At 59.8% G+C, this 19,493-nt stretch carries 19 protein-coding genes; 2 read left to right on the top strand and 17 right to left on the bottom strand.

Annotation, left to right across the window (positions count from 1 at the left end; translation table 11 throughout):
- Positions 1-312: 312 nt before the first annotated feature.
- The 4 genes from GJE22_RS07130 to GJE22_RS07115 form a co-directional block, all read right to left on the bottom strand.
- A complete protein-coding gene (locus GJE22_RS07130; RefSeq protein ID WP_144688689.1) occupies positions 313-744 on the bottom strand; it encodes a double zinc ribbon domain-containing protein in 432 nt (143 codons plus the stop codon).
- Positions 745-1,282: 538 nt separating this feature from the next.
- Positions 1,283-2,659: a bifunctional folylpolyglutamate synthase/dihydrofolate synthase gene (locus GJE22_RS07125; RefSeq protein ID WP_144688690.1), complete on the bottom strand. Its 1,377-nt coding sequence runs from the start codon at positions 2,657-2,659 to the stop codon at positions 1,283-1,285.
- A 180-nt stretch (positions 2,660-2,839) separates the two neighbouring features.
- A complete protein-coding gene (locus GJE22_RS07120; protein WP_022350019.1) occupies positions 2,840-3,250 on the bottom strand; it encodes a hypothetical protein in 411 nt (136 codons plus the stop codon).
- Positions 3,251-3,436: 186 nt separating this feature from the next.
- A complete protein-coding gene (locus GJE22_RS07115) occupies positions 3,437-4,150 on the bottom strand; it encodes an aquaporin (RefSeq protein ID WP_154324139.1) in 714 nt (237 codons plus the stop codon).
- A gap of 247 nt (positions 4,151-4,397) precedes the next feature.
- Here GJE22_RS07115 and GJE22_RS07110 point away from each other — a divergent pair, with 247 nt between their 5' ends.
- Both GJE22_RS07110 and GJE22_RS07105 read left to right on the top strand, forming a co-directional pair.
- Positions 4,398-5,264: a transporter substrate-binding domain-containing protein gene (locus tag GJE22_RS07110; protein WP_144688691.1), complete on the top strand. Its 867-nt coding sequence runs from the start codon at positions 4,398-4,400 to the stop codon at positions 5,262-5,264.
- Between the two features lie 9 nt (positions 5,265-5,273).
- Positions 5,274-8,393 (top strand): mechanosensitive ion channel domain-containing protein, encoded by a 3,120-nt coding sequence (locus tag GJE22_RS07105; protein WP_235895858.1) that lies wholly within the window; start codon positions 5,274-5,276, stop codon positions 8,391-8,393.
- A gap of 166 nt (positions 8,394-8,559) precedes the next feature.
- On the opposite strand, the gene GJE22_RS07100 is transcribed toward GJE22_RS07105, so the two are convergent.
- From GJE22_RS07100 to GJE22_RS07025, 13 genes are all read right to left on the bottom strand, one after another.
- Positions 8,560-9,474, bottom strand: coding sequence for a LysR family transcriptional regulator (locus tag GJE22_RS07100; protein ID WP_144688693.1), 915 nt, complete (start codon positions 9,472-9,474; stop codon positions 8,560-8,562).
- Between the two features lie 126 nt (positions 9,475-9,600).
- Entirely contained in the window at positions 9,601-10,335 is a 735-nt protein-coding gene (locus GJE22_RS07095; protein WP_144688694.1) for a 5-formyltetrahydrofolate cyclo-ligase, read from the bottom strand.
- A gap of 2 nt (positions 10,336-10,337) precedes the next feature.
- On the bottom strand, positions 10,338-11,144 hold the full coding sequence (locus GJE22_RS07090; protein WP_144688695.1) for a formate/nitrite transporter family protein: 807 nt from the start codon (positions 11,142-11,144) through the stop codon (positions 10,338-10,340).
- Positions 11,145-11,256: 112 nt separating this feature from the next.
- On the bottom strand, positions 11,257-11,823 hold the full coding sequence (gene folE, locus GJE22_RS07085) for a GTP cyclohydrolase I FolE (protein WP_144688696.1): 567 nt from the start codon (positions 11,821-11,823) through the stop codon (positions 11,257-11,259).
- Positions 11,824-12,048: 225 nt separating this feature from the next.
- On the bottom strand, positions 12,049-12,903 hold the full coding sequence (locus GJE22_RS07080) for a bifunctional 5,10-methylenetetrahydrofolate dehydrogenase/5,10-methenyltetrahydrofolate cyclohydrolase (protein WP_144688697.1): 855 nt from the start codon (positions 12,901-12,903) through the stop codon (positions 12,049-12,051).
- 2 nt (positions 12,904-12,905) lie between these two features.
- Positions 12,906-13,553 (bottom strand): cyclodeaminase/cyclohydrolase family protein, encoded by a 648-nt coding sequence (locus tag GJE22_RS07075; RefSeq protein WP_144688698.1) that lies wholly within the window; start codon positions 13,551-13,553, stop codon positions 12,906-12,908.
- A 319-nt stretch (positions 13,554-13,872) separates the two neighbouring features.
- Complete coding sequence (locus tag GJE22_RS07070; RefSeq protein ID WP_144688699.1) at positions 13,873-15,546, bottom strand: formate--tetrahydrofolate ligase; 1,674 nt, start codon at positions 15,544-15,546, stop codon at positions 13,873-13,875.
- Between the two features lie 96 nt (positions 15,547-15,642).
- A complete protein-coding gene (locus GJE22_RS07065) occupies positions 15,643-16,728 on the bottom strand; it encodes a hypothetical protein (protein WP_144688700.1) in 1,086 nt (361 codons plus the stop codon).
- Positions 16,729-16,965: 237 nt separating this feature from the next.
- Entirely contained in the window at positions 16,966-17,676 is a 711-nt protein-coding gene (locus GJE22_RS10345) for a zeta toxin family protein (RefSeq protein ID WP_235895859.1), read from the bottom strand.
- Position 17,677: 1 nt separating this feature from the next.
- Positions 17,678-17,950, bottom strand: coding sequence for an antitoxin (locus GJE22_RS07045; protein ID WP_000301765.1), 273 nt, complete (start codon positions 17,948-17,950; stop codon positions 17,678-17,680).
- A gap of 16 nt (positions 17,951-17,966) precedes the next feature.
- Positions 17,967-18,176, bottom strand: a complete 210-nt coding sequence (locus GJE22_RS07040; protein WP_000527317.1) for a peptide-binding protein — start codon at positions 18,174-18,176, stop codon at positions 17,967-17,969.
- A 146-nt stretch (positions 18,177-18,322) separates the two neighbouring features.
- The gene (locus GJE22_RS07035) at positions 18,323-18,607 is read right to left on the bottom strand and encodes a topoisomerase C-terminal repeat-containing protein (protein ID WP_073459356.1); all 285 of its coding nucleotides are present in this window, start codon (positions 18,605-18,607) and stop codon (positions 18,323-18,325) included.
- A gap of 145 nt (positions 18,608-18,752) precedes the next feature.
- A complete protein-coding gene (locus GJE22_RS07025; RefSeq protein ID WP_235895860.1) occupies positions 18,753-19,430 on the bottom strand; it encodes an rRNA adenine N-6-methyltransferase family protein in 678 nt (225 codons plus the stop codon).
- Between the last annotated feature and the right edge of the window lie 63 nt (positions 19,431-19,493).

Below are 19,493 nucleotides of genomic sequence, written 5' to 3'. Positions count from 1 at the left end.
ATACAAAAACGCTCGCACCGACCCGAAGGCGGCTGCGAGCGATATGCGGCGCCTGTCCGTGGCCTGCCGGCCATGGGATGGACAGACGCCTAGATAGTCTGCGTTCGATAGCTATGTCCAAGCATGCGATGCATTACGCACTCGGCCCCTTCTTTCGCGGTCTGGTAACAGGTTTACCACAATCGGGCTGCGTTGCCCATACAGAATTGCTCGCAACACGGTGTCGGCAAACACTTGCTAACAAACGCGGCTACATAAAGAGCCAGGTGCGAAGCCGCCGTCTCGGCAAGCTTGCACCTGGCACCCATCTTGCTACTGGATATGCGTGCGGCAGTACGGGCAGACCTTCCAGTGCGCGTCGAGCGGCTTGTGGCAGCTCGGGCAGACGTTGCGCACCTGGGTATTGCAGACCGGGCACACCACGAAATCCTTCTCGATGGGACCGCCACAATGCGGGCAGGTGCCGTACTGGGCAAGCTGGCGCTCGCGCAGAGCCATGTCGAGTTCCTGCTCCTCGCGGTCGGCGAGGTAGGTGTTCGGCCTCAGGACGTTGTATGCGATAAGGCCCACAAAGGGCAGAAGGGCAAGCAGGCCCCATGCCCAGAAGTACTCGGACCCGCGGCGGCGCGCATCGATGAACACGTATACCACCGAGAGGACATACAGCGCGATGATGAACGCGATGAAGAGGTAGATGACGAACATCACCTGCGGCGACATGAGCTCTTGGATGTACTGCATCATACGCGATCGAACCTTTCAGTCGAGAACCCGAGCAACACAAACCGGGTATTCAGGCAAAATCGTCAAACATTGTATACCGTCATGGCAAATCTTCCAAAAAAGACACAGCAACGACGTGGCAATAGGTCTGGACGAGGCGCTTCGGGTGGCGCACAATGAGCGCGAGCGCGCAGGCGGGCCGCAGAGCGGGTCCGACAGCCTCTCGATGCAGGCCCTGATGGACAGTGCTGCGGACTCGATGCCCCGCAGGCAGCGCAGAGGGGCCGCACGGCGAGCAAGCAGCCTCGGCATGGCGATCAAGCATCCTCGGCATGGCGAGCAAGCAGCCTTGGTGCGGCGAGCAGGCACCCTTGCGGCGCCCACACGCGTATCAGACGGACCTACGAAAGGCACGAAGATGCACCAGAGCATCTAGGCGCCTACATCCGACGCATTCAGCGGCGCCTCGCAGCGCTCGGATACGAGAGCTTTTGCACGTTCGAACATGGAGAGCCGCACTTCCATAAGCTTGAGGAATAGCGCAGGCGGGCAAGCGCGATCATTTAGCGACGAATGCGGCCACCTCGCCTGCAAGCGTGATGGTTCCCGCCGCAACGACCGCCTCGCCCGCACGCTCGAGCGCGCCGAGTGCCTCGGGAACGCTCGGGTAGACGGCAACGAGGTCCGTGGCGGGCCGCCCCTCCCGTTCGAGCTCCGCCCGCACCAAGGTTGCCAGATCGCAGGCGGGAAGCGCTCGAGGCGAATCGGTCTGCGTCACCGCGATGCGCGGGAACGCAGGCACGAGCGATCGCACGATGCCGTCGGCGTCCTTGTCGGTGAGCGCGGCGATGAGGAGCGTCGGTCTGGCGCTGCACTCGGGGGCGATCTCCCCCACCGACCCCACGAACGCGTCGCACGACTGCGGATTGTGACAGGCATCGATCATGAGAAGCGGGTTGCGCGCGAGCACGTCGAAGCGCCCGGGCGTGGGGCACGCGGCTAGGCTCGCATTGAGCAGCGCTTCGTCGAGGGGTCGCCCGAGATACTCCTCGGCCATATCAACGGCGCAGGCAACGTTCTGCGCTTGGTAAGCGGGCTTAGGAAGGCGCACCGTATAGGCCGCGCGCGGGGCGGGGCAGCGCACCGCCAGATCATCGCCCATGAAGCGCGGAAGCGAAATGACCTCGTGGCGGACAACCACGGGCGTCACCCCGCAGGCGGCACAGCGCTCATCCATCACCTGCTGCACCTCCGGCTCGTGCGTTCCCTCCCCGAGTACCGCGAAGCGGCCCGGCTTGATCACGGCAGCCTTTTCTGCGGCAATCTCCGCGAGCGTGTTGCCCAAGATGCGCATATGATCGAGGCCGATTCCCGTCACCGCAACGCCCACCGGGTTCGTGGCGCTCGTTGCATCCCATCGGCCACCGAGGCCGACCTCGAGGACCGCCACCTCAACGCCCGCCTCGGCAAACGCCACGAGTGCGGCTACGGTAAGCAGGTCGAACGGCGTGATGGTATAGCGCTGCTGCCCTTCTTCCACACGACGGGCGTTCACCCTACGACCCGCCTCAGCCGCTGCGGAGACGCCGTGAGCGAACACGTCGTCGGCAACCACGCGGCCACAGATCTCCATCCGCTCCGGATAGCGAACAAGGTGCGGCGAGGTGTAGAGCGCCGTCCGGCACCCCTCGCCGCGCAGAATCGCTTCGGTGAAGCGCACGGTCGAGCTCTTCCCGTTGGTGCCCGCCACCTGAAGCACATCAAAGGCCTGATCGGGGCGCCCAAGTTCATCGAGCATATCGACAACGGTCTCGAGAAGGGGGCCTGCATCCCCGGGAATGGTCCCGGTATCGGCAGCGAGGCGCACCGCCTCGTCAAACGGGAGCTCGGGAACATCGAAGGGGATACGGTAGGGTTCAGCATGGTGAAGGAGCATGAGCATGGTTCCTTTGATCTTGAGGACAACCGCGCCATCGTACGGCATCGGCGTGAAAGATGGTAGCGCAGCCCGATCGCCGAGGCATAAGAAAACCGGCGGTTATGTCCAACTTTCCGCAAGGAAGCATGAAAGAAGGACATACGACCGCCGGTTCAAAAAGGCGCTTTCGATGGCTGGCTAGCGCTCCATAGCCTCCTTCTGGGCGCGGGACGCGGCGAGCACGGCAGAGAGGCCCACAGCCGCCTGAAGCAGGTTGGGCCAGACGGCACCAGAACCACCGGTGATGATCATCGCAAGGCCGAAGAGATTCACAAAGGTGAAGATCGTGGCCAGCACGATGAAGGGCATGAGCTTTGAAGGACGGTTGGCACCGCGGGCACCCACAAAGCCGGTCACGATGAGGAACACGCCCGAGACAGCGAGCACGACGCCGAGCACCTGGGCGGTGATGACCGGGTCGTCGATCCCCACCATGCCGGCCACGTCCGCGGCCCCGAAGAAGCAGATGGCTCCCACGACAATCTGCACGATACCGTACACGATTCCAAGCAGGCTCAGGCCTTTGACGATTTTGCAGTTACCAGACATCTCAAACATCCTTTCCGAGAGTTGAGGGCTGCTCAAGAGCGCAGCCGTTGAACGCGAATGCCCCCGCAAGCGCGAGGGCGGTACGGGAGCGAGCATATCGGCGCAAGCCGCATGTGCGCGAAGGGCGCGGCCCGGGACGGCGAGCGACAACTCGAACCCATCCCCGACATGCACCATGCAGGTAGTTTACTCCTGCGTCGAATAATACCCCTTGAACAGAGCGAAGATTGCCGCCGCGATGCCGGCGCCGACGAGGGGAGCGAAGATGAAGACCCACGCCCGCTCGAGCGCCAGCGTATTGCCCTGCACCGCCATGGCAAGGGCGGGACCGAAGCTACGAGCCGGATTCACCGAGGTGCCCGTCAGCGGGATACCCATGATGTGCACGAACGTGAGGGTGAGGCCGATCACGATACCGGCGAAGTTAGAGGCCTTCTCGCTCGCCGTAACGCCCAAGATGGTGAGCACGAAAACGGCGGTAAGAATCACCTCGACCGCAAACGCGCCGACCATGCTGATGCCCGTGGTCGATGCCTCGCCGAAACCGTTGGTGCCAAGCCCCGTCGCGGTGACGCCGCCGAGCGCGTCGCAGCTATTGATAATCAGCATGAGCACGAAAGCGGCGACGATACCGCCAGCGAACTGACCAATCCAATACCCGAAAAGGTCCTTCAAGGAGATGCGCTTATCGGCATAGAGACCGAAGGTCACAGCAGGGTTGATGTGACAGCCCGACACGTTGCCGATGGCGAATGCCATGGCCACGATCGAAAGACCGAAAGCGAACGCGATACCGAGCGTACCCAGGGTGGCGCCGGCAATGGCGGCGCTGCCGCACCCGAACAACGTGAGCGTGAAGGTACCGATCGCTTCGGCAACGTACTTCTTGATGGAATCCAATGCTTCCTCCTATTCCCTCGCCCCGAACCCCCAGCGAGTCCGGGCGCGGCCGCGAATCCGTCCGCGGCAAACCAGGACAATCTAAAGGAAGCCCCGTTGGACCGCAACGAAAACCAGGGACTTCAATTTGAAGTTGAACCACGCGCGGCGCATACGAGCCACGCGCGAGCTCACGTATAGTGAGGGCATGTGTGCCGGGATACCCGGCAAGACCATCCAGGGAACTTCGACCATAACGAGGTGAGACGTGAACGTATCGCGCAGAACCCTTTGCGCCCTCGCGCTCTCCGCGCTTCCGATCGCCGCGCTGGGCGGATGCACCGGCCAGGGTGCTCCCGCATCGGGCAGCACGGGATCCGGCAGCCCGCGCGCAGCCAGTACATCTACGGCAAACGGCACGCTTCGAGCCGGCGTCCGAGCCGACGTCATCGGCTTCGGGTATCTCAACGAGACGACCGATAACTACTACGGGCTCGAGATCGATATCGTGAACGATCTCGCGAAGCGCATGGGCATAGACGATGTGGAGTTCGTCACCGTCACGCCCGACGACCGGAAAGAAATGCTTCTCGCGGGCACCATCGACCTTGTGGCCGCCTGCTATTCCATCGCCGAGACCCGGCTCGAGAACTTCGACTTCTCCCCCGCTTATTACGAGGATGCTGTCATCGCCGTCGTCCAGAACTCGTCGATGATCACCTCGATCGACGACATGGCCGGCCTTACCTTCGGCACCATGTCTGGATCGAACGCCGCCCCGCTCCTGAGCCAGAAGCTCTACGACATCGGATTCTCATCCGGCGTGGTGGAACAGGCGAACGACGACAACTCCGATGTCTCCTTTGATACCTGGCACCTGCTGCAGTTCCCGAGCTACGAAGAGCTCTCGGACGCACTCGAAGTGGGCACGGTCGATGCCATGGTGCTCGACGGAGCTATCGCGCATACCTATATGGACGACAAGCGCACCATCATTGAAGGCTTCGAGGTTGCCGAGCAATCATACGGTATCGCGACGCAGAAGGGCTCTGACCTGAGCGATTCGGTATCGGCTGCCCTGCAGGATATGCTCGACGATGGCACGATCGCCGCGCTCGTAGACAAGTGGGACTAGGAGATGAAGATGCCCCGCGCGCTGTTCCGCAAAACGAATTTGAAAATCGCGCTCCTTCTCGCGATCGTGGCCGTAAGCATGGTCGTCATGGGCGTCCTGCTCTCTGGCATGCAGGAGAGCCTCTCCCGCTCGAGCTACGACACCGAGATGGAGGAAGAGGCAAGCGAGCTCAAAGAGCTCCTCGCTAGCGCAGAAGAGGAGGCCTCGCAGAACAAGGAGACCTTCGATGCCATCTACCAGTCGAAGGCGGCAAGCGTCGCCTTCATGGCGGCAAACGACGCCGGGTTCGAGGCAACGAATGCCAAGATGGCCGAGTACCGCCAGCTCTTGGACGTCGATAACGTGCTCGTCGTCAAGTCGGACGGCACCATCGTGGCAAAGGCAGCCGAAACGAAGGCGAACTTCTCGTATGCGCGCTTCAACTATCTGCGCGAATGCCTTGCCACAGGTGAGCCGTCGCGCGCCGTCGAAATCGAGCTTCCCGGCGAGGACTGGCTGTGCCGGTACTACGCGGCGCGCCTCGACGCCGACACGATGGTCGTCATCGAGCAGAACCCCGAGGAGCTGCGCCTCCTCGATGCCGAGACGAGCTCCACGGAAAGCGTGCTCCGCAACATCTCCGTAGGGCAAAACGGTTACGTGTTCGCGCTCTCGGCGCAGACCTACCTCATCGAATTCCATCCCGACGCCGACCTCATCGGTCGAGACGCACTCGACGCGGGCATCGATGTGGCGCAGCTCGAGGACGGCGCCGTGGCGCAGCTCAACTTGGACGGCGAAGAGCTCTACTGCCGCGTGAGCCTCATCGGCGACACCTACTATGTTTGCGCCGTGCCCGAAAGCGACATGGCCGCATCGCGCATGGTGACCGTGGCCGTCATCCTCTTCGTGTTCTTTGCCGTCATCGCGACCGTCACGCTCTACGGCATCTTCGTTATGCGCCAGGAGGAACGCGTCGGCCACGAGAACGATCATCTCGTTCGCGTTGGCCGCCTTCGCTACAATCGCGAAGTCGGCAAGCGCGCAGCGATCTTCACGCTCGTCGGTTTCATCGCCATCGTCGCCGTCTCCTTCTACATGCAGACGCTCTTCGCCCTCTCCACGCAGTCGGTCGTTAACAAGGAGCGCGCTTCGTCGATCGCCGAGACCATCGACCGCGTAAACGATCGCGCCGACGAGCTTACCGTGCAGTATGACGAGCGCTACCTATCCAAGGCGCGCGTGGCAGCCTATATCCTCGAGGCGAACCCCGCCCTCGCGACGAAACCCAAGATGCAGGAACTTGCCGACGTGCTCCAGGTGTCTGGCGTGTACCTGTTCGACGGAAGCGGGTCCATGGTGGTTTCGAACGCTCCGTACGAGCACTTCACGCTCTCAACCGACGAGACCGACCAGTCCTTCGCCTTCTGGCAGCTCCTGCAGGGCGTAGACAGCTACGTCCAGGAGCCCACAGAAGACGAGATGACCGGGGAGCTCGTTCAATACATCGGCGTGGCAACCTACGACGATGCGGGCTATACCAACGGATTCGTACAGGTCATGGTTCATGCCGGAAGGCTCGAGGAGCTGCTCAGAAGCGTGCAGATCGATCACGTGCTCGACGGCGTGAAAGCGGGATCCGGCGGCTTCGCGTTCGCGGTGAGCAAGGCCGATGGCACCATCTCCTACTATCCCGACGCTTCGATTCAGGGCAAACAGGCCACTAAGGTCGGGCTCAAGGAGAGCCAGATCCGCGGAGGCTACGACGACTACATCACGATCGGCGGCGAGACGTTCTACGCCTCCTCGGTCGAGACGCCCGATTACTTCGTATACGTTGCAGGCCCCGAAGGCGAGCTCATGGCCCAACGCCTTCCGCTCACCCTCGCCACCGGGCTCATCGCGCTCGCCTGCCTTGCCGTCGTCTTCTGCCTGATTGCCTTTGAGCCCGAGCGCATGCCTGCTCCCCTCCGCTCCATGACGGAAGACCCCAATGCAGACCGCGTCTTCGAAATCGAAACGCCCTCGGGTCGTCGGACGAAGACGGAATCTGCTGCGAGCCGTTGGCTCAACCGCTCCCTCGATTGGAGCCACATGACCCCCGAGCAGAAGCTCGGCTATGTCTTGCGCCTCTTCGTTGGCGTGGGCGTGGTCGCCGTGTTCTTCTCGGTGCTGTTCAAGAACCAGATCTTCGGGACGAACTCCGTCTTCGGATACATCCTCGGCGGGGGCTGGGAACGCGGTCTCAACATCTTCGCGCTCACGGCAAGCGTTATGACCGCATGCGTGATCTTCACCCTGTCGTGGGTGGTGCAGAGGGTGCTGCACCTGCTCTCCGATGCCCTCTCGGCGCGCGGCGAGACCGTATGCCGCCTGCTCGTGAGCCTCACCAAGTACGGCGCAATCCTGGGAACGCTGTATTGGTGCTTGGCGACGGTGGGCGTGGACACAGGCACGCTTCTTGCAAGCGCGGGACTCCTCACCCTGGCCATCAGCTTCGGTGCGAAGGACCTCGTCACCGACCTGCTCTCGGGCCTCTTCATCATCTTTGAGGGCGAGTTCCGCGTGGGCGACACCATCTCCGTGGGCACCAACACCGGAACCGTTATGGAGATCGGTATTCGCACGACCAAGATCAACGACGGCAACGACAACGTTATCGTGCTGCGCAACAGCGCCATCTCGAACGTGGTCAACCGCACCAAGCTCGACTCCTTCGCCACGATCGATGTCGAGGTCTCCGTGGGCGAAGACCTTCCGCACCTCGAGAATGTCCTCAAGGAGGCGCTGCCGCGCATCGCAGAGCGCCAGCCCATGATCATTGACGGCCCGTTCTACCGTGGCATCGTCGCGCTCACCACGAGCACGATGACCGTTCGCGTGATCGCGCGCTGCTCGGAGAAGAACCGCTCCGCACTCGAGCGGAACCTCAAGCGGGAGATGCGCCTTTTGCTCACGCGGCACGATATCGCGCCCTATCAGCTCCAATTCGAGCACGATGAAGACGACCGCGCGCCCCTGAGCGAGGGCGAGGCCGATGAGCTCGAGGGAGCCGACAGCTTCGTTGAGAGCCAAGACGCCTCCATCGGCAAGTACGATGAGAAGCGAGCCAAAAAGGACAAGGACCCCGACGCGCGCCCAGAAGCGTAGCCCCCATCCAACGGGCCGCCCCCATCGCAGTCGGTGGAGGCGGCCCGTTTTTTCATAGCTATGACGTTGAGGCCTTTTGTTGAGATGCCGGCGCGTTCATACGCCCGGGTAGCGGCAAGCACTTCCAAGCTATGGCAAGCGATGCCGGAGGCGCAGCGCATGTGCGCTATGTGCCAAGAAGCGAGAGCACGCGCGAGAAGCCCTTGAGCATGAAGTGCTCGAAGGCGAGGTACTGCTCGGATTTATGGTCCTTTGCGCTCACGGCGCAAACCGACACGGGAATGACGTCCTCGGGCGCGAAGCGCAGCATCGACCACGATGGAGAGATGGAAAAGGCGGAAATCCCCACTCCCATGGTGTAGCCATGCTCTTCCATCACGAAGTGCTTGACCTCATCCTGCGTGCGGATGGGAACCACCTTCGACGCGAGACCGCAGCGAAGGTACAGGTTCAAGATCGTCTCGTTGAAATCGTCGAGGCCCTCGGCATGGCAGACGGGATACGGCGCGAGATCGCTCATGGTGACGAGCTTCTTCTTTCGGAGCGGGTGCTTGCTCGAGAGGAAGACGCCTACCGGCAGCGTGCCCACACGAACGCTGTCGCAGAGCGGATTGGAATACTCCCCGATGGTAATCAGCGCGTCAAGGTCGCCGGAAAGCAGCTGTGGGACCGCCTCGTAGCCCATGCAAAGCCCAAAGCTCACCTTCGTACCCAGCTGCTTGGAAAGGAAGCGCTCCAACCCCGCGCAGACGATACGATGGTTGCTGAAGTTCGGCACCGCGAGCAAGACGCGAAAGGTATCGTCCGCTTTCACGGCATCCGTCCGGCGCGCCTCGAACATATCGCCGACCTTATCGAAGGCCTCGAGGGCCTGCTGGGCGTACCTGTTCAGCTCAAGGCCGAAGGAAGTGGGGACGGCGCCCTTGCTTCGTCGCACGAACAAAGGCTCCCCCAGCTCGGCCTCCAGCTCGCCGATCGCCTTAGAGACCGCTTGGACCGTCACGTTCGCCTCGCGAGCAGCCCCCGAAAAGCTGCCGGCGTTCATAACGGAGCAGAAATATCGAAGTTGTTGAATATTCACATCAGCACCCCACAATGCCGCCCATTGCAAAACAACGGTCTGCGAGCGGCATGGTGCCGTCATCGCGTCATATACGCCTTCCATTGTACAAATGGCACCGGGGCGGCAACGCATGTCGAGAGGGCGTCAACCAACAATTGAAGTTGGCGAGGCGCTGCTAACCACGCGCTGCTCGGTAACCACAAAGTCGACGCATCGATCGTGGGGGCCGATCACCCCTAGATCGTCCAGGCTCGCACAGAGCTGTCGCTCACGGCAGAGCCCGATGGAAACGCCAGGGAAGCCAGCAAGAAACACGTCGTAGAAGCCTCCGCCGTAGCCCAAGCGAAACCCCTGGCGGTCGAACGCGAGGCCCGGAACGATGGCGACATGCCCCGGGGCCGAGCCGGGGATGACCTCCCGTTCCTCATGGGGAGGGGGCTCCTTGATGCCGAACGAGCTCACGCGAAGGCCGTCTAGGCTGTCGACGCGATACCACCGCAGGCTATGCGCAGCGCAAACGCGCGGGAGCGCCACGGCCTTCCCCAACTCCCAAGCAGCACGGATGATGCCGCGCGTCTCGACTTCCGACGCGAAGGACAGGTAGATGAGCACCGTTTCCGATTGCACGAACGCCGGCGCTGCAACGACGCGATGCGCGATGCGGGTATCGATAGATGCCCGCTCGCCTGGCGCCGGCTCCGCACGTTCGCGAAGCAGGAGCTTACGCAGGGCACGCTTGCGCGGCTGGGGGGCTCCTTCCGGGCAGCAGGCTCCCCTGGCACCAACGCCCGCGGCCGCGGCATCAGGCGCCCTGTTGTCTACAGGCTCTTCGGCAGCGACGCCATCGCCAACCTCGCCGAAAGCTTCCTCCAGCCTCATCGCTACCGTTTGTAGGCAAACCAATATGCCGCGCCGACGAGAGCGCCGCCCACGATGTTGCCAGCCGTCACAAAAAGCAGATTCAAACCCACACCGGCAACCGTGAGCGCGCCTGCCCCCGCCACGCCCGCATATTGGGCGAGCAGGCCGAGCGGAAGGAAGAACAGGTTGGCGATGCTGTGCTCAAAGCCGAGCACGACGAAAGCGACAACCGGAAGCACGGCTGCTGCGAGCTTGTCGCAGACGCTTTGCCCGGCGAACCCCATCCACACGGCCAAGCACACAAGAGTGTTGCAGAGGATACCGCGCACGAACGCCACGCCCGGCGCAAGCCCCGCCTTGGTGAGCGCCACCGAAAGGGCAATCTCCCCCACCGCACCGTGATTCGAAGCAAAGATACCCGCCGCCCAGAACATCACGGCGATGCAAACGGCACCGATTGCATTTCCCACGTAGACAATCATCCAGTTGCGCAGCACGCTCGTCCATGCGTAGCGTCCAGAAAGCGCACCCGCCACCATGAGGCAGTTGCCGGTGAAGAGCTCGGCGCCAGCAACGAGCACGAGAAAGAGCCCGAGCGTGAATACAAGACCGCCAAGTAGCTGAGAGGCAGCAAAGCCAAGGCTCGCATCCGAGCGAACCAGGAGCATGAAGGACCCACCGAACGCGATGAACGCTCCGGCAATGACGGCGAGAACCAGGAGGCGCAAAGCGGGAAGCGATGCCTTGGTCTCTCCCGCTTCCTCGGCCTTGGCCTCTATCTCAGCGGGTGCAAGCAGCGGCCGCATCGTAGGAGTATCTGATGCCATGGAAAACCTTTCATCTGGGAGTCGATGAGACAGTTGTGCCGGGTTGATGAGACAGTTGTGCCGGGTTAATCTGTCTCATGAGACAGTTTAAACCGGCACAACTGTCTCATGCCTACAGGCCAAGGAGACGGAGCGCCTCCTCGCGCGTACGGATATCGGAGCGGAACGTCCCCCGCACAGCAGAGGTCATGGTGAGCGCGCCGGCCGCACGCACGCCGCGCATGGTCATGCACATGTGCTCCGCCTCGAGCACCACGAGAACGCCGCGCGGCCTGAGCTCTGCCATCATCGCGTCCGCAATCTGGGCAGTGAGACGTTCCTGCAGCTGCAAGCGGCGCGCATAGCCGTTCACGCAGCGAGCGATCTTCGAGAGCCCGGTGATGCGCCCTTCATGTGGAATGTAGGCCACATGCGCCTTGCCGGTAAACGGCAAGATGTGGTGCTCGCAAAGCGACGAGAAGGGAATGTCGCGCACGATGACCATCTCTTCGTTATCGCTCTCATGGAATTGCTTGCGAAGATGCAGCGAAGGGTCTTCGTCGTACCCCCCGAGCACCTCCTGTGCAGCGCGGGCTACACGGTCGGGCGTCTCCAAAAGACCTGGACGGTCCGGATCCTCGCCCACCGCAATCAAGAATTCGCGAATCGCTGCCTCCGCGCGCGCCTTATCGACCGCCATCGCCGCCCCTCTCGTGCGCCCGAACCCGCGGGCGCCGTTCAATGAACCCCGGCAACGCCTGTGCCGGATATGGCTGTTCATGCCCAATCTGCGGAAGCATGGTACCAGATACCGGGCACATCGAGTGCTTCGCGGGCCATTCCGCACGACAACACCCCGAAGCATGCGACAAGCAGGTTGAGGCAACACGCGACGGATGGAAGCTGCGCGGCTGCGCAAAAGCCATCAAGCTGAAGCACGTTCCGCAGCCTCGACCACGTGCTTGGCGAGCACGGCCGTCGTGACCGCGCCCACTCCACCCGGAACCGGGGTTATCGCTCGCACCAACGGCTCGACCTCCTCGAAGGCCACATCGCCCACGAGCCTTCCCGCCTCGTCGTCCCAATTGATGCCCACATCGACCACGACCTGCCCCGAGGAGACGCAGTCCGCGCCAATCGTGCCCGCATGCCCCGCCGCAACCACGAGCACGTCGGCACGGCGGCACTCCTCCGCAAGATTACGCGTGCGCGTGTGGCACATGGTCACGGTCGCGTTACGGTCCTGCAGCATAAGCGACACCGGCCTGCCGATCACGAGCGAACGACCGACCACGCAGACGCGCGAACCCTCGAGCGCGACGCCGGAGCGATCGAGCAGCTCGACCACCGCCTCGGCGGTGCAGGGCGCGAAGCCGACCGCTTCGCGAGCGTAGAGACCGAAGAGCGATCCCGGTGTTATGCCGTCAACATCCTTGGAAGCATCGAGCGCGGCCCGAGCCGCCGCCTCATCGAGATGAGGGGGAAGAGGGCTGAACATGAGGCAGCCATGGACGGAGGCGTCGGCATTTACGCGCTCAATGGCGGCGATGAGCTCCTCCTGCACGCAATCCGCGGGAAGGAGGATCCTCTGGACTGTCAGCCCCACGCGCTCCGCCCGCTTCATGGCGCCCCGCTCGTAGGCAAGGTCGTCGGAACGCTCCCCCACGCGAACGATCGCAAGGGTGGGCTCGATCCCGCGCGACCGCAGCACGCTGGTGCGATAGCTAAGCTCCTCGGTCAAGGACGCAGCGACCGGGGCGCCACGCAATAGCTCGGCCATGATCAACTCCTCCTCAGATGGGCGCGCATCGCGTCGACCACCGCCTGGGCACGCGGTGCGAACTCGCCGATGAGGGCGTCGGCCTCGGCTTCGAGCTCCTCGGCGAATTCACGATCGCCGAGCGTGCCCGTATTAACGTAGACGTTCGCACTCGATGCCACGAGAGCCGCTCCGCACAGCGCTGCGCCGCACAGGACGTCGGAGAGGAGCAGACGGCTGCCCTTCTCCGCCAGCTCCTCCAAAAGCGGCACCGCGCGTGCGCACTGGCGCATCATCTCGATGGGAGCGGAACAGGCCGTCTTCGTAGCGAGCTCAATGGTACGCGCACGCGCCGGGTCGCTCTTTGGAATGCTATAGGCGCGTGCGAGCGGCTCGAACGCCTCGGCGTCGGCGTTGATGAGCCCCATGAGATTCTCACGCACATCCTCTGCCTCGATAAGAATACGCTCGATATCCTCCTGCACGGAGGCGTAGGCCTTTTTCCCCACGGTATAGTGAGCCACCATGGAGCAGAGCGCCGTCCCGAGCGCTCCGGCGAGCGCAGCCGCACCCCCGCCACCGGGAACCGATTGCCGTGCGGCGAGCGCAGCGGCAAAATCAACGCAGGAGCGTTCGGTCAGCTTCTGTTGCGTATCACGGTTGTCACGCATGGCAACCTCCTTGTCTCCATCTTGCTGCAGAAGCGCCTTCAGCAACTGGTCTATCCTGCCACAGAAGTACCTGCCCCGGCACCGGCTGGGATCATCTCAAGAAATCTTTCAGCACCGGCAACCGGATGCCCTGATTTCCTCTATATAAAGGCACGCCAAGCATTCCATGCATGTAAGCACATCCGATGCCGAGCGAGCGAAGCGAAGCTCGCCCACGTGGCCCGGAGGGTGTTTCCGCAGGGCGTTTCCCGCAGGATTTCGACTCGGTCGAAATCCGAGGACCACGCCCGAAGGAAACACCCTCCGGACCGAAGAAGCACTAGAACAGGCCGGTAATCACGCCGTTCTCATCAACATCGATCCGCTCCGCAGCCGGCGTCTTGGGCAGGCCGGGCATCGTCATGATGTCACCGGTGAGCGCCACCACGAAACCGGCGCCCGCCGAGACGCGAAGGTTGCGCACCGTGATGCGGAAGCCCTCGGGCGCGCCGAGCTTATGCTGATCGTCCGTGAAGGAGTATTGCGTCTTCGCCACGCAGACAGGAAGGTTACCGAACCCGTTCGCCTTGAGCTGGGCAAGCTGGCGCTTGGCAGCAGGCGTGTAGTCCACGCCGTCCGCATGGTAGATCTTGGTCGCAATGGCATCGAGGGCATCCTCGATCGAGGAGCCGGTTTCGTACGAATAACGGAACTCGTGAGTCCCCTCGCACAAGCGCATGACCTCCTCGGCGAGCGCCTCGCCGCCCTCGCCGCCCTTCGCCCAAACCTCAGAGAGGGCAACGTTCACGCCGAGCTCCTGGCACTTGCGCTCCACCAGGGCGAGCTCAGCCGGGGTGTCCGTGGGGAATGCGTTGATGGCAACCACGCAGGGCAGACCGTAGACGTCGCGGATGTTCGAGACGTGGCGGAGCAGGTTGGGGATGCCCGCCTCGAGCGCCTCGAGGTTCTCGTTCGTCAGCTCAGCCTTGGACACGCCTCCGTTGTACTTGAGCGCGCGCACCGTGGCCACGATCACCACTGCGTCGGGGTCGAGCTCCGCCATGCGACACTTGATGTCGAGGAACTTCTCGGCACCCAGGTCGGCGCCGAAGCCTGCCTCGGTGACCACGTAGTCGCCCAGCTTAAGCGCAGTTTCGGTCGCCTGAACCGAGTTGCATCCATGCGCGATGTTCGCGAAGGGGCCTCCGTGCACGAACGCCGGCGTATGCTCGAGCGTTTGCACGAGGTTGGGTTTGATGGCGTCCTTGAGCAGCGCAGCCATGGCACCCTCGGCATGCAGGTCGGAAGCGGTAACGGGCTCGCCACCATAGGTGTATGCAACCACCATGCGCCCCAAGCGCGCCTTAAGGTCCATAAGGCCGCTCGCGAGGCAGAACGCGGCCATGACCTCAGAGGCCACGGTGATGTCAAAGCCGTCCTCGCGGGGGACGCCCTGTGCCTTTCCACCAAGACCGTCCACGATGTGGCGCAGCTGGCGATCGTTCATATCGACCGCGCGCTTCCACACGATCTGCTTTGGATCGATGCCAAGGGCGTTACCCTGCTGGATGTGGTTATCGAGCATGGCGGCAAGAAGGTTGTTGGCAGCACCGATGGCATGGAAGTCACCCGTGAAATGCAGGTTGATATCTTCCATGGGAACCACCTGGGCATAGCCGCCGCCAGCCGCACCGCCCTTGATACCGAAGACCGGCCCGAGCGAGGGCTCGCGCAACGCCAGCACCGCCTTCTTACCCAATCGCGTGAGGGCATCCGCCAAACCAACGGAGGTCGTGGTCTTGCCCTCGCCCGCCGGCGTGGGGTTGATCGCCGTCACAAGCACGAGCTTGGCCTTACGGGGCAGATCGCGCAGAGCGTGGATATCGACCTTCGCCTTGTACGTACCATAATGCTCGAGCTGCTCGTCGGTGAGGCCAACCGCCTCGGCGACCCGCGTGATAGGCCACATCTCGGCTTCCTGGGCAATCTCGATATCGGTCTTGTACTCTGCCATGCTGTCCCCTCTCAACAAGCCTGTCGTGCTCCGGGCGAAGCACCCATCTAGTGTATGGGATTCAGCGCCAACGAGAGAGCAGAACTACGCAAACGGTCAAGAAGAGCCCTGCACGAGCTTGAGCGCAAGGTCGCTCGAATCGGCGCGGCCCTCCTCCATAGCCGCGACCACTCGATCGGTAAGCGGCCAGTACCGCTTGCCATAAGGCGCATAGCCCTCGAGCCACACGAGCTCGCTCTCTACCACGTTCCGCGCGTGAACGATCTCTTCGGGCAAGCACGCGGCATATTCCACCATCCACTGCCCGAGCAGAGCCCATTCACGCTCATGGGCCTGGGAGAGCCCTTCTGCGAACGACCCTTCAAGAAGCATCCCGGGCTCGTAGCCCGCATCGCGCACGCGGAGGTCGTCGTCGAGCATGGCAAGCAGGGAGCGCTCGGTTGATTCCATCGCATCGAGCAGCTCCTCGAGCCTGGGCGCGAAGGGTTCCCCGAGCGCAGCGGTGCGCGACTCGACCGCGACCTTGAGCTCATCGATCTTGCGCTCCCGTACATCGAGCTTAGCCCTTATGTCGGCAGCTTTCTTATCGAGTTTATCCAGCTCGTCCCTCATGCGAAAACGCTTGAACAGCCAGAGCCTCAAACGCCTCCAAGGGTGCGCGATCCAGGGGGTGCGTCGAGCGTCGTCTTGCTCGTAGGGCTCTACGATCGCCGAGCGCTGCGCATGCAAGGAGTCAAGCTCTGAGCGCTCCTCTGCGTCCGCCGTGGTGTACCCCCGCAGGGTGGAGCGCGCCATAACAAGCTCATCATCGGTATCGAGCGCGCGCTGGACATCTGCTGCGACCGCGGCGAGCTCCGCGCTGTAGGCGGCGAGCTCCTCGAGCATCGCGCGCTCGCGCGCGATGATGCCCCAGGGCTCATAGCCGAGCCACCAGTTCCACTGGATGCCCTCGTCAACGCGGTAACCAAGATGGGCCCCGTCGGACCCAAGGGCGCGAGCAAGTGCATGATAATCATAGGAAACAGATGCCGGATGGGCGGACAGCGGCAGGCTTCGCTCTCTGTCGCTCAAACCCGAGATATCTACCGGTAGCTGCGTGCAGAGCCGAGCAAGGCGCCGCTCCTCGGCGCAATAGCTCATCCAATGCTGTCGGAACGTGCGCATCGCTTCGAGATTCGCCATGGAAGCCTCCATCGCTTGCGGCGTCGGTGATTCGTGTTCGGTATTCGGCCGCTCCTCCATACTAGCACGCGCCGGCACGGCGCCCTGCGAGATAAAAAGGGGACTGAGCAACCTCCGCCCCCGTTGCCGCGCCTCACAAAAAGCGTCGCATAACTCACAAGCGAGGCTCCATATCGGGCCTCGCCGTCGTGTTATGCGACGTTTTCTATCGAGCAACTTAGGTCAGTTTACAAGGAACTACACGCAGACCGTGAAACGGGCTGCTGACAACAAACGGCGGTATGCTCCCGGAGAGGGCAGCATACCGCCTGTTTTGTTGTCCGGGGTTTCCAAAGGGGTGCCCCCTTTGGCACACGACTTTGCTTGCAAAGTGTAGTGTGTTATACCTGCTGGCGTGGCTGACGGGGGAAACGGGGTGCGGTGCTTCTTGCGCCCCGTTTGCTCCGGCAGGAAAACAGGCTGAATTTTTGCGAATGGGAATGAGCAAAAAATCGGCCTGTTTTCAGAGAACGGCGGCAGGTATATGAAAGCCCCCGTCCCTCGTCCTACGCTCCGACTTGTGGACAAAGTGTCCCGAAGTTGTGGCCACACTCCCGGAAAAGTAGCAGGACAGCGGGCAACCGTCAAGGCTGAAATGAACGGGGTTACACCCGGCCTTGACCGCCGCCCGCCGCCCCGCTGGATGGGTGGACAAGGCGGCCAATCCCTCAAAGTGCTTGTCCGCGCTCTTTCTGATTTTGAGGTATTCAGTTTATCAATGACAATAACATTCCCTTGTGTTTCTTCAAGAATTGCTGATCGCAAACTCGTTTTCCCTGACCCTGGTTGCCCACCAAGTAAAAAAGCGGTTGGCGATTCAACCGCTTTTTTTCCTTGAACCAATTCTTCTAAATTATCATTTAAGCGATTTTCAAATTGTTTGTCAGTAAAATTGACTATATTTGCCATATTAAGCCACTTTCTCTTTATTCAAAACTTGTTTTGAATAGCGATTCATTGACCGCCAATACTCATGAACGGCTTGTAATTCTTCTAAAGAATAATCAAAAAGATTTACACGTTTTGCAAGCTTTAATTGGTTTAATAAATTGACTTCCAATAATTGAGAGTCATTTTTATTTAATTCATGATTCAAAACATAGTTTAATACTCGATTATAAACGCTTGCCGATAATTCGTTAATGATCTCTATTTCAAATGTTTTTTCATAAGTAACTGCCATTTCATCTTCACTCCTTTTAAAGTTTGTCAGGTAAATATTTCCGAATATATTCTTCTAAGGCTTTATCCATAACTTCTTTTACGTTTCCGCCATTCTTTGCTGTTTCGATTTTTATAATATGGTGCAAGTCAGCACGAACACGAACCGTCTTATCCCCCATAATATCTTTTTTTGCACTGATTGGTGTATCATTTCGTTTTGCTTTTTGTGCGCCTAAATTTCCCACAACCACTCACTTCTTTCTATTTCTTCTTACTCTTATTTTATCATCAACAATCACAAATCACAAGTGATTTGTGATTAATCACTTGTGATTTGTGATAAGTGATTTGTGATTAATATATAAAAGCCCTCTTTAAAGGGCTTTTATGCTTATTTTGAAAAAGAGATAAAATCAATATATCCCTTTTCTCCGATTTTTACAACGGCATTGTAGGACTTTCTATCTTTCGTTTTGATTCCTTTTACCAGGGTTTCTTTTCCCTCTAGTAATTCTTTTACATTTGTTTTGGTGAGTTTTTTCTTTCTAAAATGTTCAGCTAAAGTGAAGGTACATTCAGGATAATTTGAACAACCATAAAACGATTTTTTTAATACAATATTGTTGCCACACTTAGGACATTTTCCTACAAGGGGTCCCGAGCGCTTAGTGGGAATTTGTACCCCTTATCGATACAAATTCCCCGTAGGCGCTAGGGACCTCTTTAGCTCCTTGGAAGCTGTCAGTAGTATACCTAATAATTTATCTACATTCCCTTTAGTAACGTGTAACTTTCCAAATTTACAAAAGCGACTCATAGAATTATTTCCTCCCGTTAAATAATAGATAACTATTAAAAATAGACAATACTTGCTCATAAGTAACGGTACTTAAATTGTTTACTTTGGCGTGTTTCATTGCTTGATGAAACTGATTTTTAGTAAACAGTTGACGATATTCTCGATTGACCCATTTTGAAACAAAGTACGTATATAGCTTCCAATATTTATCTGGAACATCTGTGGTATGGCGGGTAAGTTTTATTAAGACACTGTTTACTTTTGGTTTAGGATGAAAGCATTCCGCTGGCAGCTTAAGCAATTGCTGAATCGAGACTTGAGTGTGCAAGAGCAACCCTAGTGTTCGGTGAATATCCAAGGTACGCTTGTAGAATCCTTCTTCAACAATCAGATAGATGTCAGACGCATGGCTTTCAAAAACCACTTTTTTAATAATTTGTGTGCTTAAATGGTAAGGAATACTCCCAACAATTTTATACCTCTGTTTGTTAGGGAATTGAAACTGTAGAATATCTTGGTGAATTAAAGTGACACGAGTATTCAGTTTTAATTTTTCTGACGATAAGTTGAATAGATGACTGTCTAATTCAATAGACGTTACCTGTTTACTTATTTTAGCCAGTTTCGTCGTTAAATGGGGGCTCGGACAAAAAGTTGGACACCCATAGGTGTCCGGATTGGAGTCCGAGTGTACCCAGATGAAGTGAGGGCGGAGGCCGTGGAGGCCGTCCGCCTGGGGTTCAGCCTGGCAGAGGCGGCGGAG

The organism is Enorma shizhengliae (assembly GCF_009676995.1).
Taxonomy (GTDB): domain Bacteria; phylum Actinomycetota; class Coriobacteriia; order Coriobacteriales; family Coriobacteriaceae; genus Enorma; species Enorma massiliensis.
Note: the sequence above shows the minus strand (reverse complement) of the source record. Positions and strands in the feature narration are given on the sequence as shown.